Here is a 26,178-nt window from a genome sequence, read left to right on the forward strand (position 1 = left end):
TCACGCGCCGTCGTGTTGCCTGCCCAGTTCGTAGGCGGGCGGCGTGGCACCCAACAAGTGGGTGACGAAGTAATCCCACATGCGGCGCATGTAGTACGTATCGTTGCGGAACAGTTCGTGGTCCTGGTTGGCCAGGTACAGCAGGTCGTAGTCCTTGTTGGCGGCGTTGAGCGCACGTGCCAGCTGCAGCGTCAGCGCCGGCATGGCGTTCTCATCCAGGTCGCCATACACCAGCATCAGCTTGCCCTGCAGCTGCGCGACCAACGCGCTGTTGTCCAGCGGCTGGAACAGCGCAGGTACGGCCGCCGCATCGGGTCGCACCGCGCTGCCGTCGGCATACACCGGCTGTCCCCCCACCAGTCGGTCCATGCCGTGGATGCCCCCGCCGTACATGCCCTGGAAGCTATGGCTGCCCGCCGATGCCACGCCCACCCGGTAGAAGCTTGGATGGCGCAACAGTGCCCGGGCGGCGCTGTAGCCCCCGAAGGAATGCCCGTAGATGCCCACCCGCGCCAGGTCCATGCCCGGGTAGCGCGCTGCCAGTTGCCGGATCGCGGCAACGTGGTCGTCCAGTTGCACGTCGGCAGCGGTCAGGAAGCTGCTGTCGTGGAACGCCTTAGAGCGGCCGGGCGTGCCACGCGCATCGATGCTGACCACCACGAAGCCTAGCTGGGCCAGGCTGGCGCGCGCCACCGGATTCATCGTGGCGGTGGCGTCCAGGTAGCCCACCGGGGCGTTGCTCACGTGCGGCCCGCCGTACATCGCATCGATCACCGGGTACCGGCCGTCGGCGGTGTAGCCGGGTGGCAGGTACACGGTGGCGTAGATCGGGGTGTGGCCGTCGGCGGCCAGCAGCTGCTCACGGTGCGGGGGCTGCCAGCCGGCCGCGCGCACGGCGCTGTCGTCGGCATGCTCCAGGGGCAGCACTACACGGCCATCGCGTGTGTCGCGCAGCACGGTGATGGGCGGCGCGGCCACGGTCGAGTGGCTGTCCACCACCCAGCGGCCCGAAGGTGCCAGCAGCTGCGGGTCACGCCCGCCCATCAGCGCGCCCGCCCCCGCATCGATGGCATGGTCGGCCGCCTCGGGGGTCAACAGCACCGGTTCGCCACCGTCCAGCGCCACCCGGTACAGGCGGCGCTGGTACGGGTCGCCGGGCTCGCGCCCGCCCGCGCTGAAGTACAGCTGCTGCTCGTCCGGATCAACGCCGACGATATCGCGCACCAGCCACGCGCCGCGGGTCAGCTGCCGGATCACCGCGCCGCTGGCGGCGTCCACCAGGTATAGATGGCACCAGCCATCCCGTTGCGAGAACCACACCACCTGGTTGCGGCCCGGCAGCACGCGTACCGCCGCGCGGTTGTAGGGATAGCTGTTGAGTTGCACGCGGGTGCTGGACGTTTCCTCCAGCAGCGTGCGCACGGTGCGGCGGTGCAGGTCGATTTCGACCAGTTGGATCCGCGCCGGGCGGTCATGCCGCACGATCGCGGTATATACCTTGTCTGCCCCATGCGACCAGCCGAGTACGCCGGCCTCGGTCAGGCTGTGCCAGCCCTCGGGCACGGGGATGGTCTGCGTGCGCGCTGCCCTCACATCGGTGATAAACCACGCATCGCGGACCTGCTCGGCATCGCCCAGCAAGCCCAACCGCACCTGGTGCAGCACCGGGCGAACGCCCTGTGCCGGCGCCGTGGCCAGGTAGGGATAGGCCTGCACGTGGCGCTCGTCATAGCGCACCCCGAACAGGCGGGTGCCATCGGGCGCCCAGGACACCGCGAACGGCGGCGGTTGCAGCCGGCCCTCGCGATAGGGAATGCCGCGCAGCGCGAAATCGGGCAGCACGCCGTAGCCGTGGGACGCCTCGCCATCGTGGGTGAGTGCGACGGCCGGCGCCGTGCCGGCCGGGAGCAGCCACAGGTTGTGGTCGCGTACCACCACGGCCCGCTGTCCATCCGGTGCGGTCAGCGCCTGCGAGTCGGGTGCGGGCAGCGCGACTGCTGCACACCGGTAGGCCGGCAGCGTGCACTGCAGGCCCTGCGCGGCGCCGCTGCGCAGCACCAGCTGCAGCGCGGCGACATCGGGCGCAGTGGTGACGCTGGCCACCTGCTGCAGCACCTGGTCGGCGTCGGTAGCACCAGCGGCCTGCAGCGCCACGCGCAACCGCGCGCGATCGAATAGCGGCTCGCGCGAGGGCACGCGGGGGTCCACCAGCAGGTAATCGGTGCTGCCCTGGGCTGTCTGATGGCGATACCAGAACCGGCCATCGTCCAGCCAGTTCGGCAGCACCGTGGCATTGCGCACTTTTCCGCGCAAGTGTCCGTCCAGTACCCGTTCGGCGCGCGCGTAGTCCTCGGCGGTGGGCGCGGCCATCGCCGGCGCCAGGCTCACGCCAAGCAGCCCCAGCATCCCGGCCAGCAGCTGCAGGTGGCGCGGTGCAGATCCTTCTGTCATCGATGCAGCTCCTGTTCGGCGCCCATCGCGGCACGCGCCGCCGGGCCTGGCCGGTGGGCCTTGAGCATGCCGCGTACCGGCCAACCGGGCAAGCGCATCCAGACGTGGACGCGCTGCCCCTGCCTGCGCGCCTACTTGCCGCCCAGTTCCACCACCGGCAAGAAGCCGCCGTAGATCATGCGCTTGCCGTCAAACGGCATCGGGTTGTTTTCCGCGTTCATGCGGGGGTCTTCCATCATCTTCTGCATGCCGGCATCGCGGGTGGCCTTGTCGGGCCATTCGATCCAGGAAAACACCACCGTTTCATCGTCCTTGGCCTCCACGGCGCGGAAGAAGTCGGTCCGCTTGCCGTGGCTCACATCGTCGGCCCAGCATTCGACCACGCGCAGCGCGCCGTGCTCGATACAGATCGCATCGCCTTCGCGGGCGTGCGCAAGGAACTTCTCTTTGTGGGCGGTGGGTACTGCAAGCACGAAACCGTCGATATAGGACATGGCTGCCTCCAGGGGTAGGCGATGGCGCACCGGAACGGGCGCCTTCATGACATACGACGTGCGGGGAAGGGGTGGATCGACAATGCGCCCACGAGCGCGCGGTCGGCGTGATGGCATCGCGCCTCATTCCACGCCGATGCCAACGCGTTCAATGACTTGCGCGATACGCGGCGGCGCGCTTCCGTACGGGGGTCAGAAAAATCCTAACGAGGGAGCGGAACATCCTGATATTCCAGCTGACGCGTTCAGCACACTATGGGGACGCCGGGCAGGACCTTTCCCCAAGGCCCTGCACCTTGTCGCACACCCTGCGCCGAGCGGTGCAACACGGAGATGGACGCGTTAGCCGGTTACTCCCCAAGAGCGGCTTCCCCAGCGCGTGACGCCCCGCAAGGGCATCGTCGTGACCAGAATCCTCCTCGCGCGTCCTGCCGCGGTCATACGCCGCCAGATCCCTGCCGTCTCCAGGCGCATCTTTCTTCACCCCGCATGCACGCCCGACAGCTGTTTTTCCGCTGGAATCTGCGCGCGCGTATGTCACAGCGCAACTGAACCCCTGCCAAAAATTCACGCAGGTGAAGGGGCCTCACTTCAGGGCGGGTTGTGTCGAATAACGGAGAATTTACATTTCCCAAGCAACCGACGTCCGCGTCAGCTGCACGTAGTTCAAGACAGAGGTGTACCCCCATGAAGACTTCGTTGATTGCCCTGGCGCTTGCCGCCGCCCTGCCGTTCGCCGCCTCCGCTGCTGAAGGCCTGTCCTACAACTACGCCGAAGGCGACTACGTCAAGACCGACGCAGACGGCGGCAAGGCCGATGGTTGGGGCGTGAAGGGTTCCTACGCGTTCCTGCCGAACTTCCACGCCTTTGGTGAGTTCAACCAGCAGAAGAGCGACCTGGACGACGCCAAGACCGACCAGTGGCGCGTCGGCGTGGGCTACAACCAGGAAATCGGCAACAGCACCGACTTCGTGGGCCGCGTTGCCTACAACAAGTACGACCCGCGCCATGGCCTGGACTTCAACGGCTACAGCGCCGAAGCCGGTATCCGTACCGCGTTCGGCCAGCACGCCGAAGTCTATGCCATGGCTGGCTACGAGGATTACAGCAAGAAGCACGGCATCAATCCGGATGGCGAGTTCTACGGCCGCCTGGGTGGCCAGGTGAAGTTGAACCAGAACTGGGGCATCAACGGCGACATCAAGATGGATCGCCACGGTGACAAGGAATGGTCGGTCGGCCCGCGCTTCAGCTGGTAATTCCAGCGTGACCGCATTGCCACGCGCCTGATCGGCGTGGCAGGAAAGGCCCGGCAGTGCCGGGCCTTTTTCGTTGCCACAGCGTCGGCTGGGTCAGATCGCAGCCGCCAACAGCGCCGCGCTGCGCGCCAACAGCACCCGCGATGCCGACGCGGTGCCAAGCAGGTGCAGGCACGCGTGCACCATCCCGGGCAGGCGCTCGCAGTGCACCGCCACCCCGGCCTGCGCCAACCGCGCGGCGTAGTGCTCGCCTTCGTCGCGCAGCGGGTCGTACGCGCACACCAGCACGGTGGCCGGTGGCAGCCCGCGCAGGTCGTGTGCCCGCGCGGGCACCGCCCGCCCATCGGCGGTCGCTACGCCTTCGCCGAGGTAGGCGTCCCAGCACCGCTGCATCAACGCGGTGCTCAGGTAGTAGCCCTCGCCAAACTGCCGGTGGCTGTCGGTGTCGATGGCGGTGTCCAGCGCCGGGTACAACAGCAATTGGTGGTGGATGGGCGGTCCACCGCGATCACGGGCCAGCAGCGTCACCGCCGCAGCCAGGTTGCCGCCAGCACTGTCGCCGCCCACCATCAAGCGTGCCGGGTCGATGTCCAGCTGCGCCGCCTCGGCATGGCTCCAGCACAGCGCGGCGTACACGTCCTCCAGCGGAATCGGGAAGCGGTGCTCCGGGGCCAGCCGGTAGTCCACCGCCAGCACCACGCAGCCGGTGGCATTGGCCAGCGCCCGGCATGGGCTGTCGTACACCGCCAGCGAGCACTGGAACCACCCGCCGCCATGGGCGAACAGCAACCCCGGGCGCGTCTGGCCCGGGCCATGCCCGGCCGGCCAGTACGCGCGTACGGCCAAGGCGTGGCCGTCGCCGGTGGCCACGCTGAAATCGCGTACGTCGGCCACCGGCTCCACCGGGCCCTGCAGGGCGGGCAGGGCATCTTCGCTGGCCGCGCGGATCTGCTGCAGCGTCAACCCTGCCACCACCTCCGGCGGTGGCAGGGTCTGCAGGAAGCGGGCGATATCCGGGTCCAGGCTCATGCCGCGGCGTCCGGCAGCAGGAAGGGCAGCAGCTGGTCCAGGAAGGCCTGCGGGGCTTCTTCCATCACGAAGTGGCCGCAGTCGGCGATCATCGTGCCGCGCAGGTCGGCGGCGTGCGCGCGCATGGTGTCCATGGGCATGTTGGCGGTGGCATGTTCGGCACCGATGGCCAGCACCGGCATGGCCAGCGGGGTGCGTGCGCGCTGCTGGTTCTGGCGGATGGTCTCGGGAATGGCGCGGTAGTAGCCGAAACCACCGCTCAGCCCACCCGGCGCGGCGTACGCGCGGATGTACACCTCGCACGCCACCGCTTCGCGGCGGTGCGCCCAGCGGTCGAACATGAAGGTCAGGTAGGCGCGCTCGCGCCCGGCGATCAGCGCTTCGGGCAGGTCGCGCACCTGGTTGAACATGAAGTGCCACAGGAAGATGTTGTCCTCCGGGGCCACGAACAACGGCGGAGCTTCGGCCAACCCGGGAATCACCGCCTCGGTGATCGCCAGCCGCTGCACGGCCTCGGGCTGGTCGCTGGCCAGCGCGTAGGCGACCCACATGCCCACGTCATGGCCCACCACCTGGTAGCGTGCATGGCCCAGCTGCTGCATCACCGCGTGGAGGGTGGCGGCGATGGCGCCGGTGTCGTAGCCGTGCGCCGGCGTGTCCGAATCGCCGGTGCCGGGCGGGTCCACCGCAATGGCCTGGAAGCCCTGTGCGGCCAGCGCCTGCAGGATGTGCCGCCAGGCGTACCAGGTCTGCGGCCAGCCGGGAATCAGCAGTACCGGCCGGCCTTCGCCCAGGATCGCGCAATGCACGCTGCGGCCATCGATGCGCACGTGGCGGTGGGTAATGCTCTCAAGTGCGGCGGTCATCAGTGGATCCCCAGCATGGCGTGGATCTGCGCACGGCTGACCGGCGCGCCGGCGAAGTCGTCGAAGATGCGGTCGGTCACGGTGATGATGTGCGCGTTGATGAAGGCCACGCCCTCGCGCGCACCGTCTTCCTGGTTCTTCAGGCAGCACTCCCATTCCAGCGTGGCCCAGCCGTCGTAGTCGTACTGGGCCAGCTTGGAGAAGATGCCCTTGAAGTCCACCTGCCCATCGCCCAGCGAACGGAAACGTCCGGCGCGCTCGGTCCAGCCGCTGTAGCCGCCGTAGATGCCCTGGCGGCCGCTCGGATTGAACTCGGCATCCTTGATGTGAACCATGCCGATGAAGTCGCGGTAGATGTCCAGGAAGCTCAGGTAATCCAGCTGCTGCAGCACGAAGTGGCTGGGGTCGAACAGGATCCGGCAGCGCGGGTGGCCACCCACCGCGGCGTGGAAGCGCTCGAAACTGGTGCCGTCATGCAGGTCTTCGCTGGGGTGGATCTCGTAGCAGAGGTCGATGCCGTGCGCGTCGCACACATCCAGGATCGGCAGCCAGCGGCGGGCCAGCTCCTCGAACGCGGCCTCGATCAGGCCGTCCGGTCGCTGCGGGAACGGGAACAGGTACGGCCAGGCGAACGAACCGGAGAAGGTGCCCATGCGGTCCAGGCCCAGCCGCTGCGACGCCTTGGCCGCCAGTTTGATGCGTTCGATCGCCCAGGCGCTGCGTGCGTCCGGGTCGCCGTGCAGGGCGGCGGGGGCGAAGCTGTCGCACAGCGCGTCGTAGGCTGGGTGCACCGCCACCAGCTGGCCGAAGATATGCGTGGTGAGCTCGCTGATCACCAGGCCGTGGCCGGCCAGCATGGCGATCATGTCATCGCAGTACTGCTGGCTGTGCGCGGCCTGTTCCACATCGAACAGGCGGTCGTCCCACGCCGGAATCTGCAGCGCCTTGAAGCCCTGGCTGGCGGCCCAGGCGGCAATGGAGGGCAGGTCGTTGAAGGGAGGTTGGTCTGCACTGAACTGGGCCAGGTGCAGGCTGGGGCCTTGGATGGTGCGCATCGGATGTCGCCTTATTGTTTGTCGAGCGACAAAGAATAGGCGGCAAGTTCGCCCCGGTCAACGCCGGGTATCGCTAGAATTGCCGCACCTCTTCTTTCCGTAGTGATGCCCCATGGCCGGCCGCCCCCGCGAATTCGACAAAGACCACGCCCTCAAGCAGGCCATGCTGTTGTTCTGGGCGCGTGGATACGAAGGCACGTCGATGTCGGCGTTGGTGGAGGCACTGGGCATCGCCTCGGCGCGCATCTACGCCGCCTTCGGCAGCAAGGAGCAGTTGTTCCGCGAGGCCGTGGCGCTGTACGAAGCCGGCGATGGAGGCTTTGCCGACCGCGCGCTGCGCGAGCAGGCGGTGCGCCCGGCCATCGAACGCATGCTGCACGACGCCGTGCTCACCTACACCAAGCGCGGGCGCGCGCAGGGCTGCCTGGTGGTGTCGGCGGCCACCAGTACCGCACCGGAGAACGAGGCGGTGATGGACTGGCTGGCCGAACACCGCCGCCAGCGCACCCAGCAGATCATCGCGCGGCTGCAGCAGGCGGCCGCCGCCGGCGAACTGGCCGATGGCGCGGACGTGCAGGCGTTGGGCGACTACTTCGCCACCGTGCTGCACGGCATTTCCACCCAGGCCCGCGACGGCGCCAGCCGCGCTCGCCTGCTGGCCGCGGTGGCGGTGGCCCTGCAGGTCCTGCCGGAGCAGGCCCATGGCTGATGCAACTGCTGCCCACCAACCGCGCGTGGGCTGTGGTGCGGTCATCCAGCGCGCCGATGGCGCGGTGTTGCTGATCCAGCGCGGGCGCCCGCCCGAGCAGGGCCACTGGGGCCTGCCGGGTGGAAAGGTGGACTGGATGGAAACCGTCGAAGCCGCCGTGGTCCGCGAAGTGCTCGAAGAAACCGGGCTGCGCGTGGCCATTGAACGGCTGCTGTGCGTGGTGGACCATTTTGAGCCGACGCTGCAGCAGCACTGGATCGCACCGGTGTACCTGGCCCGCGCCCTGGACGACAGCGTTGCCGTGCTGCAGGAGCCGGAGGTTCTGCTGGCACTGGGCTGGTTCAGCCCCGACGCCTTGCCGGCGCCGCTGACCCTGTCCGCGCGCCAGGGGCTTGCACAGCTGTCAGCGACGGGCTGAGCCCACCCAACGGGTCAGCGCTTGGCCGCCGCGGCATCACCGCGCGCCACCGCTTCCACTTCCTCCAGGCTGGTGCACGCGGTGTCGCCCGGGGTGGACATCGCCAGCGCCCCATGCGCCGCGCCCAGCTCCACCGCCACCTGCTCGCCCTTGCCGGCCAGCAGCGCATGCACCACGCCGGCCACGAACGCGTCACCGCCGCCCACCCGGTCCAGCAGATCCACCTCGCGCCGGCGCGACACGAACAGCATGTCGCGCGTGCGCAGTGCGCCGGCCCAGCCGTTGCGTGCCGCGTTGCTGGCATCGCGCAGGGTGAAGGCCACGGCCTGCAGGTTCGGGAAGCGCTGCAGCGCCCGCTGTGCGGCCGCATCGGCCGGGCCCACGTCCATCGGTGTTTCGCGCTTGCCCAGGTCGGCCAGGTCCATGCCCAGGCAGGCCGCGAAGGAATACTCATCGCCCACCAGCAGGTCGCACTCGGCGGCGATGGCGCAGTTGGCGTGGCGCGCCGCGTCCGGATCGGGATGGCTGTCCCACAGGCTGGCGCGGTAGTTCAGGTCGTAGGACACCGCCACGCCGTGGCGGCGCGCGGCCTGCGCGGCGGTGATGGCGGTCTGCGCGCTGTGCTCGGACAGCGCGGCGAAGATGCCGCCGGTATGCAGCCAGCGGGCACCGTCGCGGCCGAACACCGCGTCCCAGTCGTATTCATGCGGCTGCAATTGCGAGGCGGCCGAATAGGCGCGGTCGGAAATGCCCAGCGGCGCGCGCACGCCGAAGCCGCGCTCGGTGAAGTTCAGGCCCATGCGCGTGTTGCGACCGATGCCGTCGTAGTCACGCCAGACGATCTGGCTGGTATCCACGCCACCGGCCTGGATCAGCTGCTGGGCAAGCGCGCCCAGCTCGTTGCGCGGCAACGCGGTGAGCACGCCGCTGCGGTGGCCGAAGCTGCTGCACAGCCCGCGGGCCACGTTGTACTCGCCGCCGCCTTCCCACACGTTGAACTGGCGCGCGTTGCGCACGCGGCCTTCGCCGGGATCGAAGCGCAGCATCACTTCGCCCAGCGCCAGCGCATCCCAGCGTTGGCCGCTGGAGGTAGCTACTGAAAACTGCTGGCCGCTCATCGTGCCCGGCACCCCAGCAGGCCCAGGTCGATGCCTGCGGCCATGCGCCGGTAGCCTTCATCATTGGGGTGCAGGTGGTCGCGGGTGATGTCCTCGGGCAGATTCTCCGGCTTGGCCGGGTCGCGCAGGATGGCGTCGAAGTCGATCAGCGCGTCATAACCGGTGCGGCCGCCGCGCATCCAGGTGTTGAGGGTGGTGCGGGTGGCCGCCGAGGTCGGCTCGTAGCGGTCCGAGCCGCCGAACGGGGTGATGGTGGCGGCGATCGCGCCGATGCCGTTGCCGTGCAGGCGCTCGGCGATCTGCCGGTAGCCCAGCACCATGTCCTCGGCATTGCGGCCGGCCTTCGGCGGGGTGCCGCCGTCGTGGCGGATGTCGTTGATGCCTTCGAACACGATGACCTTGCTGACGTTCGGCAGCGCGATCACGTCGCGGTCCAGCCGCGCCAGCGCGCTGTGGCTGCGGCCGTGGTCCATTACCTTGTTGCCGCTGATACCGGCATTCACCACCACCACCTGGTCCGGGCAGGCCTGGTGCAGGCGGGTGGCCAGCAGCGCCGGCCAGTCGCCGTTGCTGCCGCGCGTGGCGGTGGCGCCTTCGGTGATCGAGTCGCCCAGGGCGACCACCACCACCGGTTTGTTGGCGCGCTCGGCGAGCACCGCCGACACCACGTTCTGCCGGTAGGCCAGTTTGACCTTGTCGCCCACCTCGGCCAGGCGACCGTCGGCAATGCGCAGCGCCGTGCGGCGCACCGCCGGTTTGGTGGGCTGCGGGAAATACACGGTGAGCGATACATCGGCCAGTGCCGGCACCGTCATCGCCACCGGGTCGCTGAGCAGGGCGGCGCCGACCGGCACCACCACTTCGCTGCGACCGTTGAAGGTAACCAGCTTGGCCGGGGTGGCCGTGCCGGTGCGCTGGGCCGATGCGCCGCCGATGGTCAGCGGCGCATCCCCCAGTTCATTGCTGATGCGGAAGCGCAGCGCGGTGGCCGAACTGGCCAGCCGCATGTCCTGGCGCACCGTCTGGTGCGCAAACTGTACCGGCGCTTCCGGGGTGCCGTCCTGGCGGTCCGGTGCGGGTGAGGCGGTCCATGCCGGCACCCACACCTGGGCATGGACGGGCAGCGCAGCGGCGCTGGTGGCAAGTGCAAGTGACAGTGCAGTGGTCCAGCGCAGCATGGCGGCCCTCCCAGGCGGTCAGCGAAGCAAAACAATCAGGAGAAGTAGGTGCCGCCGTTGACGTCCACGTTGGCACCGGTAATGAAACCGGCCGCGTCCGAGGCCAGGTACACGGCGGTGTCGGCCGCTTCCTGCGGGCGGCCCTGGCGGCGCAGCGGGGTGTTGCCGGCCACGGCGGTGCGCACTTCCGGCTTGGTGAATTCATCGTGGAAGCGGGTGGCGATCATGCCGCAGCACAGCGCATTGACGCGGATGCCGCGCGGCCCCAGTTCCTTGGCCATGGCACGGGTGAAGGTCATCACCGCAGCCTTGGCGGTGGCATAGATCGCCGCGCCCGGGCCACCGCCATCGCGACCGGCCTGCGAGGCGAAGTTGACGATCGCACCGCCCTCGGGCATGTGCGGTACCACTGCGTGCGTGGTCAGGTAGACCGAGCTCATGTTGAGGTCCATCACCTTGTGGAAGAACGCTTCGTCGATCTCGGCCAGCGGGCGGCGTTGCACCATGCCGCCGGCCACGTTGACCAGCACGTCGATGCGCTCACCGAAGGCCGCCTGGGTGGCGGCGACCATGCCGGCCACGGCCTTGGCATCGGTCACGTCGGCGCGGTGCACGATGGCGGTGCCACCGGCCGCTTCGATCTGCTTCAGGGTGTCCTGCGCGCTGGCTTCGTCGTTGGCGTAGTTGATGCACACCTTGGCCCCGGCGGCCGCCAGCTTGATCGAGATCTCGCGACCGATGTCACGGCCGCCACCGGTGACGATGGCCACCTTGTTGTTGAATTGGGTCATGGAAAACTCCAGTAGTGCGTTGGGGGAAAGGGAAAAAGGGGGTCAGCGCGGCTGGGCCGGCCCGTCGAGTTTTTCGACGCGGCCGGTCACCAGCCACAGCGCCAGCAGCGAGGCCGGCACCAGCGCGGCCACCAGGATGAAAATGGGTGCGTAGGAGTCGTGGGTCATCGCCGGCACCAGCCAGGTGGTGATCAGCGTGCCGGCCACCGCGGCCATGCCGCCCAGGCCGGCTACCGAGCCCACGGACTTGCCGCTGAAGATGTCGCCGGGCAGGGTCTGGATGTTGCCGATCGCGATCTGGAAGCCGAACAGCACGAAGGCAATGGTCACTACCGCCCACACCGGGTCGGTGGCCAGCACCGCGCCCAGCAGCGCCGGGGCCATGATCGCGCCGCCCAGGGTGATGACCACCTTGCGGGCCTTGTCCACGCTCCAGCCGGCGCCGATCAGTCGCCCGGACAACCAGCCGCCGCCCAGGCTGCCGATCATCGCGCCCACGTAGGGCACCCAGGCGAAGATGCCGATCTGCTTGATGTCAAAGCCGAAGGTGTCGGCCAGGTAGAGCGGCAGCCAGGACACGAACAGCCACCAGATCGGGTCCAGGAAGAACCGCGAAATCAAAATGCCCCAGGTCTGCTGATGACCCAGCAGCTGGCGCATGCTCGGCACGTACTCGGCCTTGGGCGTGGCCGGTTGTTCGGCGGGCGCATCCAGAATCAACGCGCGTTCGGCCGCGCTCACCCACGGGTGCTTGTCCGGGCCGGCGCGGTAGATGATCAACCACGGCAGCAGCCAGATGAAACCGATCGCGCCGATCAGGATGAAGGTGCCGCGCCAGCCCAGCCACAGGAACAGCACCGCGATCAGCGGCGCCGACACGATCGCGCCGATCGACGCGCCGGCGTTGAACACGCCCTGCGCCAAGGCCCGCTCGCGCGCGGGGAACCACTCGGCGTTGGCCTTCACCGCGCCCGGCCAGGCACCGGCCTCGCTGATGCCGAGCATCGCGCGGACCAGGCTGAAGGACAGGATGGAGTGGGTGACCGAGTGCAACGCGATCGAGATCGACCACACCGCGATGGACAGCGCAAACCCCAGCCGCGTGCCGATGATGTCGAACAGGCGCCCGAAGACGAACTGGCCGGCGGCGTAGAACAGCATGAACACCGTCACCAGCAGTGCGTAGTCTTCCTTGGTGGCGCCCACATCCTTTGAAATCTGCGGCCACATCACCGCCAGGGCATTGCGGTCGATGTAGTTGATCACCGTGGCAATGGCGATGAGCGCCACGATCAGCCAACGGACGTAGGTACGGGCCTGCGTGGTCACTTTCATTTGCTGTCCTTGCCGGTGCTGCTGTCAAAGCGCTTCCAGCCGCCATCCCAGCGCCAGCTCTGGCCACCGCCACTTACCTCATGGCTGCCGGGCTTGTTCGGTTCATCGGCAATGCCCACCGCCACCCGCTTGCCACCGGCCAGATCCAGCACCAGCACGTCGGCATCCTTGCCGCGGTAGTGCGCAATGGCATCGATGCGGCTGTTGGCACCACGCACGGTCTCGGCCGTGCCGTCGTACTGGCCGTGCGGTTCCAGCACGCCATAGAAGGTGGTGGCCGCCTGGCCATCCACGCGCTGCAGCAGCATCGGCTCGCGGCGCAGGTTGAACGATGGATCATTCGCGCCGCTCTCGCCGATCAACGCGCGCGACGGCGCGGTGCTGGCAAAGCGGTACGTATAGAAGCGCCCGTCCAGCAGCCAGGTCAGGCTGCGCGCCTCGCTGCTGGGCTCGCTGGAGGCATCCACCCACACGTGCTGGTAGCCGTTGGCTTTGCCCAGCACCGGACGGCTGGTCACCGCCGACTGGCTCTTGAAGCCCACGTCCATGATGTGGCCGTTGAAGTGCAGCGGCAGGTCGTAGCGCGCCGCCTTGCTGCCAGTGACGCGCAGCAGGTCCAGCACCGCCGGCTCGCCCAGCGAGGGGTGAGCCAGCAGCAGCTGGGTGCGGGTGAAGCTCACCCCGTCGTAGGCACTGTCCATGCGTGCCGAGGCAATCTGGGTGTCGTCGCGGGTGGCAAACAGCAGCGGCGTCGGGGCCAGCGGCTGGCCCTTCTTCCAGTCGCCGCCGAAGTGGCTCTGCTCGTTCACCACCAGTGTGTTGTGCGCGATGGTCTGGCGTGCCCAGCTGTTGTTCTCGGGCAGGTAGATGCCGCCGGCCTTGGCCTCGATGTTGAGGAAGCGCGCCGCGCCGTAGTCGGTCACCACGCGCTGGCCGTTGTCGTAGAACAGCCAGTTGAGCTTGTCGAAGTGGCCGTGGCCCATGCCCTGCTTGGTGTTCTTCATCACCAGTGCCTGGCCGTCCTCACCGCCCATGCGCAGGATCGCCAGCGCCCCTTCGGTGCCGTCCGGGCCGTCGCGCAGCAGCGTGGGCACGAACGCGAACGGCGTGGCCTTGTCCTGCGCCAGCGCCTGGGCCACCTGCAGGCCCTCGGGCGACAGCAGGACGCGCTTCTGCGCTTTGGCCACCGACAACAGGCGCGCATCGGTGGTGCGCGCGTAGGCGATGTCGATGCCGGCCACCAGCTCTTCAGTGTCCAGGCCCTTGTCCAGGATCGCGTCGTTGATCGGGAAGAAGTAGCCGCCGTAGCTGCTCTGCACCAGTGCATCCACTGCCTTGAGCAGCACGCCGTCACGGCGCTTGAAGATGCCCTGCTGCGGGTCGTTGCGCTCGATCGCATTGGCGAACAGGATGAACGGCGCCAGTGCATAGCGCTGGTAGTAGGGGCCTTCCTCGTAATAGCCATCGGGCGAGAACAGCTGGTCCACCTGCTTGAGGAAGCCGGCGCTGCCATCGCGCTTGCTGCCCTTCAGTGCCTTGTCCACATAGGTGGGGTCGCGCAGCACGTACCCGGTCATGCCCACCGCCGCCACCGCCCAGGTGGCATGGTTGTGAATCTTGTCGAAGTTCTCCGGCGTGCCGCTCAGGAAGTCGGCCATCGGCCGGAACACGTTGTCGTCGATGGTCTTCCGGTCGGCGGCACTCAGGCTGTCGCGGATCGCGTCGTAGCCCTGCACCGCGCTCACCAGCCATACCGAGTCGTTGAGCGTCTGCCAGAACAGCCGGCCGGGAATCTGGCCGCGTCCCTGCGGGTGTGCGCCGAGGCCCGGGTAGAGCTTGGCGTAGCCCAGCAGCAGGTCGCGTGCGTAATCGGCATAGACCTTGTCGCCGGTCAGCCGGTACAGCGCACCGGCGGCCTGGATGGCCTGGTAATTGCGCTTGTGCTGCTCGTGGGTGTAACCGCCGCCCTTGTCCTTGGGCACCGGCACATCGATGCCGGCCTTGATCATGCCGCGCACCAGGCGCTCGGCGCGCTGCTGTTCCTTGGTGAACACCGGGTAGCGGGTGCCGTCGCTGCGCATCTGCTGCCACTGTGCGGCGGTCACCAGTACCGGCGCGCTGTCTGCGCTGGCCGGTTGTTGGGTGGCGGCCGGTGCCGCGGCAACGGCGGGTAGTGCTGCGGCGCTGAAGGACGCGGCCAGCAGCAGCATCAAGGGCGTGGAACGCGTCATGGCAGGGTCTCGGCTGGAGTATCAGACTGCATTGCCGCCGTGGCGGTAAGCACGTTGTTGCGTACGCGCAGGTGGGGCTCGCCCACGCGATGGCTGAAGCGCACGCGGCCGCTGTGCGCGAACTGGTTGTCCACCAGCGTGGCCTGCTGCACGCCCTGCAGGCGCAGGCTGGTGTCATCGGCCACGCCCACCTGCTGCAGCTGGTTGCCCTGCAACAGCAGCGACGGCCCGAAGGTGCTCTCGTCGGTGCCGCCGCGGTACAGGCTCAGCAGCGGCCCGCCGATGCGGGTGAAGTGCGAACCCACAATCTCCACCTGCTCGGCGTTGTAGGTGCCCAGGTCGTCGGTCTCGGCGGCGGCGGCAATCACGCTGCCGCTGATGTCGTCCACCGTGGTGTTGCGCAGTGTGATGCGCGCGGCCAGGCTGCCCTTGCCGGCGTTGACCACGTCGAAGGCCTTGTTGGCGGTCAGCCCGTGGATGCGGCTGTCTTCAATGTGCAGGGTGTAGTTGAACGCCTGGCTGCCCGGGGCGATGCGCACCACCGCGTTGCCGGCCGCATCGGGCGCCAGGGCGCCATCGATGTCCAGCCGCGACAGCTTCAACGCGCCGCCCGCGCGGATCTCGAACAGGCTGGGGCGGGTGAACTGCAGGCGGGCCTGGCCACGCGCCGGCCCGATCACGCTCAGCGGGTGGTCCACGCCCAGCACCTGGTCCACCCGGTACTGGCCGCGTTGCAGCTGCAGGCGGTCGCCCGGGGCGCTGGCCGCAATGGCGCGGGTGAGGGTGTCCTCGCCCGGGGCCACCTTGCGCACGCTGCCACTATCCAGCGCCACCGTGCTCAGTTCCTTCGGGTACCACGCCACGCCCACCTGGTCGCGGGCGATCGGTGCCAGGTCGCGCGGGGCGCCTGCGGCCACCGTCTCCACCGGGTACTGCAGGCCGTTGGCCGCGCGCTGCAGGGTGACCTGGCGCGCGCTTACGCCGGCCGGGAAGCCGGGCGACACGGTGGGGCTCTGCACGTTGCCGCTGAAGGCAATGCCGCCCAGGTCGCCTTGGCTGCGCAGCAGTGCGTTCTTGCCATCCCCGATGAACAGGTTGCCGGCCATGCGGCTGTTCACCGGCATGGCGTTGCGCTCGTCATCCAGCCCCGCGCCCAGGAACAGCTGGCGCACGTTGATGAAGCTGTTGCGCTCGATCACCGCATCGTCAACCTGCTCGTAGCGGTTCAGGGGCGCGTCGCGGGTGCCGGCCATCACCGCCAGCGCGGCGGCGAAGTTGTCGCCGGCGATGTTTTCGAAATAGTTGTCGCGCACGATCTGGTGGCGGTTGATCACCCGCACGCCGCCGGTGTGGGCCTTGTTGTTGCCCAGGAACACGTTGCGCTCCACCACGTTGCCGTGGCCATGGCGCAGCACCATCGAGCCGCGCGATTCAAAGAACACGTTGCCGCGGTACAGGTTGCCGCCGGACTTGTTGGACACGATCTCCACTTCGCCGTCGCAGTGCTCGAACCAGTTGTTCTCCACCACCGTGTTCGAATTGGACTGCGAGTCGGTGCTGGTACCCACGCGGATGGTCTCGCCGCCGTTGCTGCCCAGGTTGGGGCGCGGGCCGAACCAGTTGTGGTCGATGCGGTGGCGGTTGTCCAACCCGCTGGTGGTGTTGCGCACCACCACCAGGGTAGTGCCAGCGTTGGTCTTGCCCACCAGCTGGTTGTGGTCGAAGCGGTTGTGCTGGCCGTACATGCCCACCCAGTTGTCCGACTGCTGGCGGTCCGGCTTGTTGTAGCCGTCGATCACCACCCCGGTTACCCGGCTGTGGGTGGCCCATTCCTTGGACGAGGCGCGGAACGACACCACTTCGCTGCCCGGAGCCCAGCCATCGCGGAACACCAGGTTGGACACCTCCAGGTAGCTGCCGGCCAGCCGCAGCTGCGACTGGCCGCTGAGGATCACCTTGCCGGGGGTCTGCGCCGTCAACTTAATTGGTTGACCAATTTTGCCGGTGCCGCGCAGAAGCAGGTCGGTATCGCGCCACACGCCGTCGGCCAGGATCACCGTGTCGCCAGGTTGCAGGTTCTTGGCCACCTGCGCATAGGCGGCAGCGTCGTGGACCAGGTGATCGGCGGCGAAGGCGGGCAGGGCGCCCAACACGAGGCCCGTGGTCAGTGCCGCAGCAAGCGGGCGCAGCGCCCATGGCGCATGCGAATGGTGCAAGGTCACAGGCTTACCCTCCCAGATCAACCGTGGCGTCCAACGCGAGTCCGGATCGTAACAGGTCGGGCGCGGCGCGCGTCAACCACAATCACATACCACTTTAGGTGCATGTGGTTGGCCGGTTGCGCATATTTCTGCTGCATCCGCACATTAAAACCGTGCAAAGTGGTCTAGGTGGATCACAGGGGTAGACTTTAGTACCAATTCATTGACATTGGTCCAGCAACCGTGAATTGTCCGGATCGAATCCGTGTAATCGGACGATCCATCCTGGGAGGGAGATCACGATGTTGCATGACCGCCGTACGGCCTCGCCACGAGGCCTCCGCCGCACCGCGCTGCATGGCGCGCTGTTGTATGCCTTGTCTGTCACCGCGGCCGTGCCGCTGGTGTATGCACAGGACGCCGAAGCACCGCCCGCACAGCCCACCACCCTGGACCAGGTCCAAGTGACCGGCGTGCGCGGCACCATCCAGACCTCGATCGATAAGAAGCGCGAAGAGACCGTGGTGTCCGACGTGCTTGCTGCCGAGGACATCGGCGACCTGCCGGCCCTGTCCATCGGCGAGGCCATCGAAACCATCACCGGTGCCTCCACCCATCGCGAGAAGGGCGGTGCGTCGGAAATCTCGATCCGTGGCCTGGGCCCGTTCCTGGGCTCGTCGACCTTCAACGGCCGCGAAGCCACCAATGGCAGCGGCGACCGCTCGGTGAACTTCAACCAGTTCCCGTCCGAGCTGATCAACAGCGTGGCCATCTACAAGACCCAGCGCGCCGACTTCGTCGAAGGCGGCGTGGCCGGCACCGTGAACATGGAAACGGTCAAGCCGCTCGAATACGGCAAGCGCACCATCCAGGTGGATGGCCGCGGCACCTGGCAGGACTACGACGACCGCCTCAAGGACAAGGACGGCGTGGGCTGGCGCGGTACCGCCAGCTACATCGACCAGTTCGACATGGGCGGGGCCGGCAAGCTCGGCGTCTCGGTGGGCGTGCAGGCCCTGCAGGGCAGCAACCCGGAAGAAATGTTCTCCAGCAGCTCCACGTGGGTGGCCTGCGACGGCCGCGAAACCGTGGGCGCCACCCGCAACTGCACCCAGGTCAACGGCAACCAGGTCGCCAACGGCGTGCCCTATTACCTGGTGCCCAGCAGCCGCATCTACCGCCAGTTCATCGAACACGACAAGCGCGACTCGCAGTTCGCCGCGCTGCAGTGGCGCCCCAACGACACGGTGGAAGTGAACGTCGACTACCAGCATTCCAAGCGCGATTACACCGAAGACCGCTCGGACCTGTCGCTGTCGTCGATGATGCGCAACCTCAACAACCGCGTGGTCACCGACGACGGCGCGCTGCTGCACCACACCGGCAGCACCACCATCGACTCCACCGGCAACTTCCTGGAGCGCAAGGAGGAGTACACCGGTGGTGGCTTCAACGTCATCTTCCGGCCCACCCCGGCGTGGACGCTGTCCACCGACCTGTCCTACTCCAACACCCAGCGCGACCAGATCGAGCGTTCCACCCGCCTGCGCGCCGGCCGTACCGACGTCAACGGCAAGCCGGTGGGTGGCATCAAGAACACCCGCTATGTCGATTACACCTACGACTACAGCGGCGACGTGCCCAGCATCTATCTGGATCCGGCGTTCGACGTGAACAACCCGGACAACTACACCGATTCGGCGCTGATCCGGCGCCGCCAGCAGAGCCGAGAGCACACCATCCGCGCGCAGCGCTTCGATGCGACGTTCACCCCGGAAAGCGGCTTCTTCACCGCCATCAAGGGCGGCGTGCGCCATTCCGAAGCCACCTACACCGACTTCACCGACACCCGCGACATCACCACCACCAATGTTGCCGCCATCCGCGCGGCCAACCGCGCCTGCCGCCAGGAATTCCCGCAGAAGGACTTCCTGGCCAACGCCAGCGGCAACACCATCGACCAGTGGGCCAGCTTCGACAGCCGCTGCCTGTTCAACGCCTTCACCGGCGTGGACGACACCGGCCTGAGCGCCGACCTGCGCGACCCGGCCAACAACGATGTCACCGAGAAAACCAACGCCCTCTACCTGATGGGCGACTACAGCAGCGAGTGGTTCGGCCTGCCGGTCACCGGCAACATCGGCGTGCGCGGCGTGCGTACCGACGTGCGCTCGGTGGGCCTGCGCAGCGGCCTGGATGTCATCAACAACCCCGATGGCAGCGTGACCCTGCGCCCCACCGGGGACTTCACCAGGCAGATCCTCAAGTCCAGCAACACCGAATGGCTGCCCAGCTTCAACGCCGCCTTCGAACTGCGTCCGGACCTGCTGCTGCGCGTGGGTGCCTACCGCGCCATGTCGCGCCCCGACCTGGCCGCCGAAGGCTTTGGCCGCAGCTTCACCCTGGACGAGGCCGACACCGATTTCCGCACGGTGGCCGAAGCGCTGGGCAACATCACCGCCACCGGCAACCCGCGCGCCAAGCCGCTGATGTCCTGGAACGCCGACGTCTCGCTGGAGTGGTATGCCAACGAAGACTCCATGCTGTCCACTGCCATTTACTACAAGCAGTTCAACGGCGGCTCGGTACCGGTGGTGGTGGGCGAGACCTTCGACATCGACGGCCAGAGCGTCACCGTGCCGGTGGAGCAGCTGGCCACCAGCGATCAGAAAAGCGACCTGATCGGCTTCGAGCTCACCGGCTCGCACAGCTTCAGCTACCTGCCGGGCATCTTCTCCGGGCTGGGCGTGAAGGCCAGCTACAATTACGCCCATTCCAACTTCAAGACCGAAGACCTGCGCCTGGGCGAGTCCACCGACCCCATTACCGGCGTCTTCACGCCCGGGATCGTCGAGCCGGCCAACATCTTCGGCCTGTCCAAGCACGTGGCCTCGGCCCAGGTGTATTGGGGCCTGGGCAAGCTGGACCTGCAGGCCATCTATAAATACCGCTCGGATTATTACCAGCAGTTCGTCGGCGACCCGTCGCAGAACCGCTACGTGCGCGACAATGGCTCGCTCGACTTCCGCGCCACCTACAAAGTGAACAAGCACCTGTCGCTGTCGTTGTCGGCCAGCAACCTCACCGACGAGCCCCGGGTGTCGGATATGCCCATCCTGGGCAGCTTCCGCGAGTACACCACCTACGGGCGGCGCTATTATCTCGGGGTGCGCTACCGCTTCTGAGGTCAGTGGCGCGGTTTTCCCAACCGCGCCGCTCTCTGAGGGCGCGGGTCGCATGATGGTCCCCAGCCACCGTACAGCCAGGTCTTGATGATGTCCGAACCCCGTCTCTACCAGTCCATTGCCGCCGAAATCGTCGCGCTGATCGAGAAGGGCGAATTCCCGCCGGGCTCGCGGCTGCCCGGCGAACGCGACCTGGCCGAGCGCCTCGGCGTCAGCCGGGTGACCGTGCGCGAGGCGGAAATCGCGCTGGAAGCGCAGGGGCTGATCACCATCAAGACCGGCTCGGGCGTGTATGTGAAGGCGCGCCCGTCGCAGGCCCCCGGCGCGCTGCCGGACGTGTCTGCCTTCGACCTCACCGCCGCCCGCGCGGTGATCGAAGCCGAAGCGGCGGCCATGGCCGCCAGCCGCATCACCGAGGAAGAACTGCAGGACCTGGCCGGCCTGATCGCGGCCATGGTCGACCCGGCCTCGGGCGAGGCCGCCGCCAGCGAAGCCGACCGCCAGTTCCACCTGTCCATTGCCCGCATTGCCGGCAACCCGGTGGTAGAGCACTGCGTGCAGCTGATCTGGCGCATGCGCAATGAACTGCCGCGGGTGCGGCAGGTGTATGCCAACGTCTGCCACAACGACGACGACGCCCGCGACGAAGAACACACCGCCATCCTCGACGCCCTGCGCGCGCGCGACCCGGCGGCCGCACGGCTGGCCATGCGCAACCACTTCCAGCGCCTGTTCGAATCCATGCTGGAAGCCACCGAAAACGAAGCGCTGGCCGAAATCCGCCGGCGTACCCAGCAGGACCGCGAACGCTTCATGGCCGCCACCGGGCACTGAGCCCGGCGCGGGCGGGGCGGTTTACTCGCCCTGGTACTGCTTTTCTTCCACCAGCTGCGAACCGGCCACGCGGTTGATCTCGTTCTTCACCTTCACCCGCTCGCCATTGGTGCCGTACACCCCACGCGCCAGCTGGATGAACGCATCGTCGAACACCTGGGCCGCTTCCTTGTCGCGCAGCTGGTCCTGGATGTCCCACATGCGCACGTTGATCGCCTTCAGCTGATCCTTCAGGGCATCCAGCCCCGGCTGGCTGGCCAGCTGCTGCTGCCACAGCGGCCACAGGCCATCGAGTTCCTTGCGGACGTTGGCGTTCTTGCCGGCATCGCTGATGCGCTCGGCCTTGATTTCCAGAATGGTGATCTTGTCGATCAGCTCGCCAATCGATACCGGGGTCAGGATCGCGTCCACGCCATTACTCGCAACAGGTCAGAGCGGCCATGATAGCGCGGCCCCTGTGCGGCATCGTGGACGCAGGATTTACGCTGATTTTGCGCCCCTGCCGTCGCTGCGGCATGGCGGCTTTACGGCCCCTGCGGGAACACTGCCCACCTCGACGGCGCCGCCGTCCGATGGAGTGCTTACCGTGGTGGTTGAACAGATGAAAGGGCGCGTCGTGCGCCGCTGCAGCGTGCTGCTGCTGGGCCTGGTGATGAGTGGTGCGGCGGCGGCCGCGGTGGAGGGCAATGCGACCCTCACCACCGATTACGTCTGGCGCGGCAGCTCGCAGAGTGACGGCGACCCGGCCGCACAGGCGGGCGTCAAACTGGGCAGCGAAAGCGGCTGGTACGCCTCGGTGTGGGGCTCAGGGGTGTCGTTCCAGCCCGACAACGGCGCACGCAGCGAGTTTGACGTGGTGGCCGGGTGGAGCGGGGCGCTGGGCCAGGACTGGGCGCTGGACGTCAACCTCACCCGCTACCTCTATCCGTCCAGCAACGTCGACCTGAACTGGACCGAGCTCAACAGCACCCTCACCTGGCAGCAGCGCTACTGGCTGCAGGTAGGCGTGTCCGACGACGCGCTGGCCGGCGGCCACACCGGCACCTACGCCCAACTGGGCGCCCGCCTGCCGCTGGGCGAGCAGTGGCGTCTGGAAGCGGCGGTGGGCCATTACTGGCTGGCCAGCGCGCAGGCCGACGATTACCTGCACGGCCAGCTCAGCGCCATCTGGAAGGTGCACGGCCCGTGGGAACTGCGCCTCACCGCGCACGACACAGACACCGCCGCCAAACGCCTGTTCCCCGGCATCGCAGGCTCCCGCGTCGAGTTCGCCGTACAAACCGCCTTCTGACGGGCGCCCACCCACCCCGCGCGGTATTCCGACCGCCGGGCACACACCCCATCCGGTAGAGCCGACCGTTGGTCGGCTGCCCCCGGCGACACGCAACGCAGCCGACCAACGGTCGGCTCTACCGGGCGGCGCGCAAATGCAGCCGACCAACGGTCGGCTCTACCGGCGCATCACCGCCATCGCCCACACCGCCATCGCCACCGCGGCCACGCCCGCGCCGGTCACGCACACCCCGGTCCACCCGAACGCGCCATACACCTGCGCCGACACCAGCGACCCCAACGACCCGCCAATGAAGTACCCGGTCATGTACCCCGCATTGAGCCGGTTGCGGGCCTCCGGCCGCAGTGCGAACACCACGTTCTGGTTGCTCACGTGCAGCAGCTGCGCCGCCAGGTCCAGCACCAGCACGCCCACCACCAGCGCCACCAGCGACTGCGTCGAAAAGCCCAGCGGCAACCATGACGCCGCCAGCAGCACCAGCGCCAGTGTAGTCGCCAACGCCGCCTTGCCACGGTCCGCCATCCGGCCGGCCACACCGGCGGCCAGCGTGCCCGCCGCGCCTACCAGCCCGAACAGCCCAATCGTCGCATCGCTGTAGTGGTACGGCGCGCCCGCCAGCAGGAAGGCCAGCGGCGTCCAGAACATCGCGAACATCGCAAAACTCAACGCCCCCAGCAGCGTGCGCAACCGGAACACCGGCTCCTGCGCGAACAGCGTGCCGATCGAACGCAGCAACGCGCCGTAACTCAAGCCCGCGTGCTGATGGAAACGCGGCAACGTGCGATACAGCACCCACGTGGTCAGCACCAGCGTGCCCGCCGCCATCCAGTACACCCAGCGCCAGTCGCCCAGCGACGACAACGCCCCGGCCACCGTGCGCGCCAGCAGAATGCCCAGCAGCAGCCCGCTCATCACCGTTCCCACCACCCGGCCACGCTCTTCCGGCCGCGCCAATGTCGCCGCGAACGGCACCAGTACCTGCGCCACCACCGAGAACAACCCGGTGATCGCCGTACCCACCAGCAGCCAGGCGAACTCATGGCTCAACGCGCTCACCACCAACCCCGACGCCGACAACAACGACATCACCACGATCAACCGCCGCCGCTCGAACATGTCGCCCAGCGGCACCAGCAGCACCACGCCCACGCCATAGCTCAGCTGCGCCGCCGTCACCAGCGTGCCCGCGCGCCCGAACGACACCCCGAACTCGCCGGCAATGGTGTGCAGCAGCGGCTGGGCGTAGTAATTGCTGGCCACCGCCACGCCGGTGGCAAAGGCCATCAACAGCACCTGCCAGCGGCTCAATGGGGTGTGTACATCGGCGGTCATGAGGCGTCCAGGCTCCAGGGGGACGCCAGTGTCCGCCTCCCTTCGCGATGATGGAAATGAATAGTTATCATCCAACGCATCTGAAAAATAGATGCGTAATGGAGATGCCGGCGTGAACCTCAAACAGCTCGAGTTCTGCGTGGCCCTGGCCGAAGAGCGCAACTTCACCCGCGCCGCCGCGCGCTGCCACGTGGTGCAGTCCGCGCTCAGCCACCAGATCGCCCATCTTGAAGAAGAACTGCAGGCCACCCTGTTCGAACGCCTGCCGCGCCAGGTGCGGGTCACCCCGGCCGGCGAAGCGCTGCTCAGCCACGCCCGCCAGGTGTTGGATTCGCTGCGGCACCTGCGCGAAGACGTGGCCGCCGTGGCCGGCCAGGTGCGCGGCACCCTCACCATCGGCCAGATCACCTCGCTGACCGCCGTGGACCTGGTGGCCTGCCTGGCCGCCTTCCACACGCGTTACCCGCAGGTGGAATTCCGCCTGCGCATGGACAAGAGCGAAGTGCTGATGGAAGACGTGCGCGAGCGCCGCGTCGATGTCGCGCTGGTGGGCCTGTCGCCCGGCACCGCCATCGACGGGGCCTGCCACCGGCTACTGGCCGAAGAATCCATGGTGGCCGTGCTGCCGCCCAGCCACCCGCTGGCCAGCCGCAAACGCCTGTCGCTGGCCACCCTGGCCGAGCTGCCGCTGGTGGATTTCCAATACGGCAGTGGCGCACGCCGCCAGACCGACGAAGCCTTCGCCGCCGCCGGGTTGCCGCATCGGGTGCCGTTCGAGATCAACCACATGTCGCTCATCGAGCGCTTCGTCCAGCAGGGGCTGGCGGTGGGCATCGTGCCGGTGGCCATCGCCGCCGGCTTTACCGGCGTGGCGCGGGTGGCCATCCAGGATGCGCCCGTGCGGCGCGTGCATGCGGTGTGGTCGCGGCTGCCCACGCCGGCGGCGCGGGCCTTCATGCAGGAACTGCTGCAGCACGTGGCCCCGCAGGCGGAGCCACGTGCTGGCGTGGGGCTTAGGCGCCGCGCACGCGCAGGGTGAGGCCCTTCAGGAAGTTGCGCAGCAGCTGGTCGCCGCAGGCGCGGTAGTTCTTGTGGTCCGGCTGGCGGAACAGCGCCGACAGTTCCGGCTTGGACACCGGGAAACCGGCCTGCTGGAAGATCTCGTGCATGTCCACGTCCTTCAGCTGGAAGGCCACGCGCAGCTTCTTCAGCACCAGGTTGTTGGTGATGCGCTTTTCCACCGGGCGCAGCGGCTGGCTCTCGTCGCGGCCACGGAAGTGCACGATCAGCCCGTCCAGAAAGTGCGCCAGGGTGCGATCGTCGCAGGCCACGAAGCCTTCCTCGTCTTCCTTGCGCAGCCAACCGGCCACGTCGGCCTTGTCGATCACGAAGGCCGGGTCGGCCAGGGCACAGGTGTCGGCGATCATGCCGTCGCTGAGGTCGAGCATGTAGCGGATGCTGCGCAGTACATCGTTGTTGATCATGTGACGTCCAATACCGCCGGCGCGGCTGCGCGGCTGGCCGCCATTTTACCCCCTGCCGGCCTCAGCACCCGGCGCGACCGGCCATGCTGTCATCTGGCTGCCATGAAAGTGCAGCACAGTGCCGCCATCGAGCATCAACAGGCAGTGGAGCAGGCAATGCGCAGGTGGCAGGTTCTGGCGGGTGTGGGCATGGTCTGGCTGGCCGCAACGGCCGCCGCCCAGGCTCCGTATGTGGCAATCGAACAGCGCGTGGACCCGCAGGAACTGGCCCAAGTAGGGCTCAGCCCGGCCCAGCTGCAGACCTTGAACCGCCTGCTGCGCGAGGCCGATGCCCGCAGCCCGGCTCCGCCGGTGGCCGCGCCCGGCGCGCCCACCCCCGCGCCCATGTTCCCGGGCTTGGACGACGGCCCCATCACCGCCAAGGTCACCGGCCAGGTGGACGGCTGGGCCCCCGGCACCGTGTTCACCCTCGACAACGGCCAGCAGTGGCAGGTGCTCAAGGGCGAGATGAAGCTCAAGGCCAGCCGCAGCAACCCGGCCATCGTCGTCGTACCGGGCATCGCCGGCCGCTGGTTCCTGCAGGTAGACGAAGACCTGCCCAAGGCCCGCGTCTTCCGCATCCGCTGATCGCGTAGAGCCGGGCTCTGCCCGGCTATCCGGGATCTCCACCACCCACGTAGAGCCGGGCTCTGCCCGGCTATCCGGGATCTCCACCACCCCACGTAGAGCCGGGCTCTGCCCGGCTATCCGGGATCTCCACCACCCCACGTAGAGCCGGGCTCTGCCCGGCTGCTCCAGATTTCGGCAAGCCGGGCAGAGCCCGGCTCTACGCGATCCCGCCCCGCGCGGTACGTCGCCTTTCCCCCGGCACACACCCCCCGCATCGGTGCGAAAATACCCGTGATTCCCACGG

Annotated in this window: 22 protein-coding genes; 8 read left to right on the forward strand and 14 right to left on the reverse strand. The window is 67.9% G+C overall.

Annotated elements, in window-relative coordinates:
* Window positions 1–2,451, reverse strand: a complete 2,451-nt coding sequence (locus tag GQ674_RS21285) for a DPP IV N-terminal domain-containing protein (protein ID WP_236546146.1) — start codon at window positions 2,449–2,451, stop codon at window positions 1–3.
* Window positions 2,452–2,582: 131 nt separating this feature from the next.
* Window positions 2,583–2,945, reverse strand: a complete 363-nt coding sequence (locus tag GQ674_RS21290; protein ID WP_159499095.1) for a DUF1428 domain-containing protein — start codon at window positions 2,943–2,945, stop codon at window positions 2,583–2,585.
* Between the two features lie 687 nt (window positions 2,946–3,632).
* Here GQ674_RS21290 and GQ674_RS21295 point away from each other — a divergent pair.
* The gene (locus tag GQ674_RS21295; protein WP_159499097.1) at window positions 3,633–4,205 is read left to right on the forward strand and encodes an Ax21 family protein; all 573 of its coding nucleotides are present in this window, start codon (window positions 3,633–3,635) and stop codon (window positions 4,203–4,205) included.
* 93 nt (window positions 4,206–4,298) lie between these two features.
* On the opposite strand, the gene GQ674_RS21300 is transcribed toward GQ674_RS21295, so the two are convergent.
* The 3 genes from GQ674_RS21300 to GQ674_RS21310 are packed head-to-tail and all read right to left on the reverse strand — an operon-like array spanning window position 4,299 to window position 7,155.
* On the reverse strand, window positions 4,299–5,234 hold the full coding sequence (locus GQ674_RS21300) for an alpha/beta hydrolase (protein WP_159499099.1): 936 nt from the start codon (window positions 5,232–5,234) through the stop codon (window positions 4,299–4,301).
* Window positions 5,231–6,100 carry an alpha/beta hydrolase gene (locus GQ674_RS21305; RefSeq protein WP_159499101.1) on the reverse strand — a complete coding sequence of 290 codons (870 nt, stop codon included), beginning with the start codon at window positions 6,098–6,100 and terminating at the stop codon, window positions 5,231–5,233. Before GQ674_RS21305 ends, GQ674_RS21300 begins: the two co-directional genes overlap by 4 nt.
* Entirely contained in the window at window positions 6,100–7,155 is a 1,056-nt protein-coding gene (locus GQ674_RS21310; protein WP_159499103.1) for a sugar phosphate isomerase/epimerase family protein, read from the reverse strand. The genes GQ674_RS21305 and GQ674_RS21310 overlap by 1 nt, the downstream gene beginning before the upstream one ends.
* Window positions 7,156–7,267: 112 nt before the next feature.
* On the opposite strand from GQ674_RS21310, the gene GQ674_RS21315 reads away from it, so the two are divergent.
* Entirely contained in the window at window positions 7,268–7,864 is a 597-nt protein-coding gene (locus GQ674_RS21315; RefSeq protein ID WP_159499105.1) for a TetR/AcrR family transcriptional regulator, read from the forward strand.
* Window positions 7,857–8,282, forward strand: a complete 426-nt coding sequence (locus tag GQ674_RS21320) for an NUDIX domain-containing protein (RefSeq protein ID WP_159499107.1) — start codon at window positions 7,857–7,859, stop codon at window positions 8,280–8,282. The genes GQ674_RS21315 and GQ674_RS21320 overlap by 8 nt, the downstream gene beginning before the upstream one ends.
* A 14-nt stretch (window positions 8,283–8,296) precedes the next feature.
* On the opposite strand, the gene GQ674_RS21325 is transcribed toward GQ674_RS21320, so the two are convergent.
* The 6 genes from GQ674_RS21325 to GQ674_RS21350 are packed head-to-tail and all read right to left on the reverse strand — an operon-like array spanning window position 8,297 to window position 17,088.
* On the reverse strand, window positions 8,297–9,400 hold the full coding sequence (locus tag GQ674_RS21325) for a sugar kinase (RefSeq protein WP_159499109.1): 1,104 nt from the start codon (window positions 9,398–9,400) through the stop codon (window positions 8,297–8,299).
* Window positions 9,397–10,578, reverse strand: a complete 1,182-nt coding sequence (locus GQ674_RS21330; RefSeq protein ID WP_159499111.1) for a GDSL-type esterase/lipase family protein — start codon at window positions 10,576–10,578, stop codon at window positions 9,397–9,399. Before GQ674_RS21330 ends, GQ674_RS21325 begins: the two co-directional genes overlap by 4 nt.
* Window positions 10,579–10,613: 35 nt before the next feature.
* A complete protein-coding gene (locus GQ674_RS21335; RefSeq protein ID WP_128096004.1) occupies window positions 10,614–11,369 on the reverse strand; it encodes a glucose 1-dehydrogenase in 756 nt (251 codons plus the stop codon).
* 42 nt (window positions 11,370–11,411) lie between these two features.
* Window positions 11,412–12,704: an MFS transporter gene (locus GQ674_RS21340; protein WP_159499113.1), complete on the reverse strand. Its 1,293-nt coding sequence runs from the start codon at window positions 12,702–12,704 to the stop codon at window positions 11,412–11,414.
* Window positions 12,701–14,935: an oligoalginate lyase gene (locus GQ674_RS21345; RefSeq protein ID WP_236546147.1), complete on the reverse strand. Its 2,235-nt coding sequence runs from the start codon at window positions 14,933–14,935 to the stop codon at window positions 12,701–12,703. The genes GQ674_RS21340 and GQ674_RS21345 overlap by 4 nt, the downstream gene beginning before the upstream one ends.
* Window positions 14,932–17,088, reverse strand: coding sequence for a polysaccharide lyase 6 family protein (locus GQ674_RS21350; RefSeq protein WP_236546148.1), 2,157 nt, complete (start codon window positions 17,086–17,088; stop codon window positions 14,932–14,934). The genes GQ674_RS21345 and GQ674_RS21350 overlap by 4 nt, the downstream gene beginning before the upstream one ends.
* Before the next feature lie 350 nt (window positions 17,089–17,438).
* Between GQ674_RS21350 and GQ674_RS21355 the strand changes: the two genes are divergently transcribed.
* A complete protein-coding gene (locus GQ674_RS21355) occupies window positions 17,439–20,321 on the forward strand; it encodes a TonB-dependent receptor (RefSeq protein WP_159499115.1) in 2,883 nt (960 codons plus the stop codon).
* A 90-nt stretch (window positions 20,322–20,411) separates the two neighbouring features.
* Window positions 20,412–21,155, forward strand: a complete 744-nt coding sequence (locus GQ674_RS21360; RefSeq protein WP_159495505.1) for a FadR/GntR family transcriptional regulator — start codon at window positions 20,412–20,414, stop codon at window positions 21,153–21,155.
* A gap of 21 nt (window positions 21,156–21,176) precedes the next feature.
* On the opposite strand, the gene GQ674_RS21365 is transcribed toward GQ674_RS21360, so the two are convergent.
* Entirely contained in the window at window positions 21,177–21,566 is a 390-nt protein-coding gene (locus GQ674_RS21365; RefSeq protein WP_128096007.1) for a DUF6165 family protein, read from the reverse strand.
* Window positions 21,567–21,807: 241 nt separating this feature from the next.
* On the opposite strand from GQ674_RS21365, the gene GQ674_RS21370 reads away from it, so the two are divergent.
* Complete coding sequence (locus tag GQ674_RS21370) at window positions 21,808–22,446, forward strand: TorF family putative porin (protein WP_236546333.1); 639 nt, start codon at window positions 21,808–21,810, stop codon at window positions 22,444–22,446.
* A gap of 159 nt (window positions 22,447–22,605) precedes the next feature.
* On the opposite strand, the gene GQ674_RS21375 is transcribed toward GQ674_RS21370, so the two are convergent.
* Window positions 22,606–23,781 (reverse strand): MFS transporter, encoded by a 1,176-nt coding sequence (locus tag GQ674_RS21375; RefSeq protein ID WP_159495507.1) that lies wholly within the window; start codon window positions 23,779–23,781, stop codon window positions 22,606–22,608.
* Between the two features lie 112 nt (window positions 23,782–23,893).
* On the opposite strand from GQ674_RS21375, the gene GQ674_RS21380 reads away from it, so the two are divergent.
* Window positions 23,894–24,820, forward strand: coding sequence for a LysR substrate-binding domain-containing protein (locus tag GQ674_RS21380; protein WP_159499117.1), 927 nt, complete (start codon window positions 23,894–23,896; stop codon window positions 24,818–24,820).
* Here the strand turns inward: GQ674_RS21380 and GQ674_RS21385 are convergent.
* The gene (locus GQ674_RS21385) at window positions 24,795–25,265 is read right to left on the reverse strand and encodes a DUF1456 family protein (protein WP_159495508.1); all 471 of its coding nucleotides are present in this window, start codon (window positions 25,263–25,265) and stop codon (window positions 24,795–24,797) included. The genes GQ674_RS21380 and GQ674_RS21385 overlap by 26 nt on opposite strands.
* A 102-nt stretch (window positions 25,266–25,367) precedes the next feature.
* On the opposite strand from GQ674_RS21385, the gene GQ674_RS21390 reads away from it, so the two are divergent.
* Complete coding sequence (locus GQ674_RS21390) at window positions 25,368–25,892, forward strand: hypothetical protein (protein ID WP_236546149.1); 525 nt, start codon at window positions 25,368–25,370, stop codon at window positions 25,890–25,892.
* The last annotated feature ends 286 nt before the right edge of the window (window positions 25,893–26,178 follow it).

Source organism: Stenotrophomonas sp. 364 (genome assembly GCF_009832905.1).
GTDB lineage: Bacteria > Pseudomonadota > Gammaproteobacteria > Xanthomonadales > Xanthomonadaceae > Stenotrophomonas > Stenotrophomonas maltophilia_AP.

Coding starts and splice junctions, on each gene's coding strand:
- GQ674_RS21385 (WP_159495508.1), bottom strand. CDS start 25,265: ATGATCAACAACGATGTACTGCGCAGCATCCGCTACATGCTCGACCTC.
- GQ674_RS21325 (WP_159499109.1), bottom strand. CDS start 9,400: ATGAGCGGCCAGCAGTTTTCAGTAGCTACCTCCAGCGGCCAACGCTGG.
- GQ674_RS21335 (WP_128096004.1), bottom strand. CDS start 11,369: ATGACCCAATTCAACAACAAGGTGGCCATCGTCACCGGTGGCGGCCGT.
- GQ674_RS21315 (WP_159499105.1), top strand. CDS start 7,268: ATGGCCGGCCGCCCCCGCGAATTCGACAAAGACCACGCCCTCAAGCAG.
- GQ674_RS21300 (WP_159499099.1), bottom strand. CDS start 5,234: ATGAGCCTGGACCCGGATATCGCCCGCTTCCTGCAGACCCTGCCACCG.
- GQ674_RS21360 (WP_159495505.1), top strand. CDS start 20,412: ATGTCCGAACCCCGTCTCTACCAGTCCATTGCCGCCGAAATCGTCGCG.
- GQ674_RS21345 (WP_236546147.1), bottom strand. CDS start 14,935: ATGACGCGTTCCACGCCCTTGATGCTGCTGCTGGCCGCGTCCTTCAGC.
- GQ674_RS21375 (WP_159495507.1), bottom strand. CDS start 23,781: ATGACCGCCGATGTACACACCCCATTGAGCCGCTGGCAGGTGCTGTTG.
- GQ674_RS21285 (WP_236546146.1), bottom strand. CDS start 2,451: ATGACAGAAGGATCTGCACCGCGCCACCTGCAGCTGCTGGCCGGGATG.
- GQ674_RS21355 (WP_159499115.1), top strand. CDS start 17,439: ATGTTGCATGACCGCCGTACGGCCTCGCCACGAGGCCTCCGCCGCACC.
- GQ674_RS21305 (WP_159499101.1), bottom strand. CDS start 6,100: ATGACCGCCGCACTTGAGAGCATTACCCACCGCCACGTGCGCATCGAT.
- GQ674_RS21295 (WP_159499097.1), top strand. CDS start 3,633: ATGAAGACTTCGTTGATTGCCCTGGCGCTTGCCGCCGCCCTGCCGTTC.
- GQ674_RS21330 (WP_159499111.1), bottom strand. CDS start 10,578: ATGCTGCGCTGGACCACTGCACTGTCACTTGCACTTGCCACCAGCGCC.
- GQ674_RS21290 (WP_159499095.1), bottom strand. CDS start 2,945: ATGTCCTATATCGACGGTTTCGTGCTTGCAGTACCCACCGCCCACAAA.
- GQ674_RS21340 (WP_159499113.1), bottom strand. CDS start 12,704: ATGAAAGTGACCACGCAGGCCCGTACCTACGTCCGTTGGCTGATCGTG.
- GQ674_RS21390 (WP_236546149.1), top strand. CDS start 25,368: ATGAAAGTGCAGCACAGTGCCGCCATCGAGCATCAACAGGCAGTGGAG.
- GQ674_RS21320 (WP_159499107.1), top strand. CDS start 7,857: ATGGCTGATGCAACTGCTGCCCACCAACCGCGCGTGGGCTGTGGTGCG.
- GQ674_RS21310 (WP_159499103.1), bottom strand. CDS start 7,155: ATGCGCACCATCCAAGGCCCCAGCCTGCACCTGGCCCAGTTCAGTGCA.
- GQ674_RS21370 (WP_236546333.1), top strand. CDS start 21,808: ATGAGTGGTGCGGCGGCGGCCGCGGTGGAGGGCAATGCGACCCTCACC.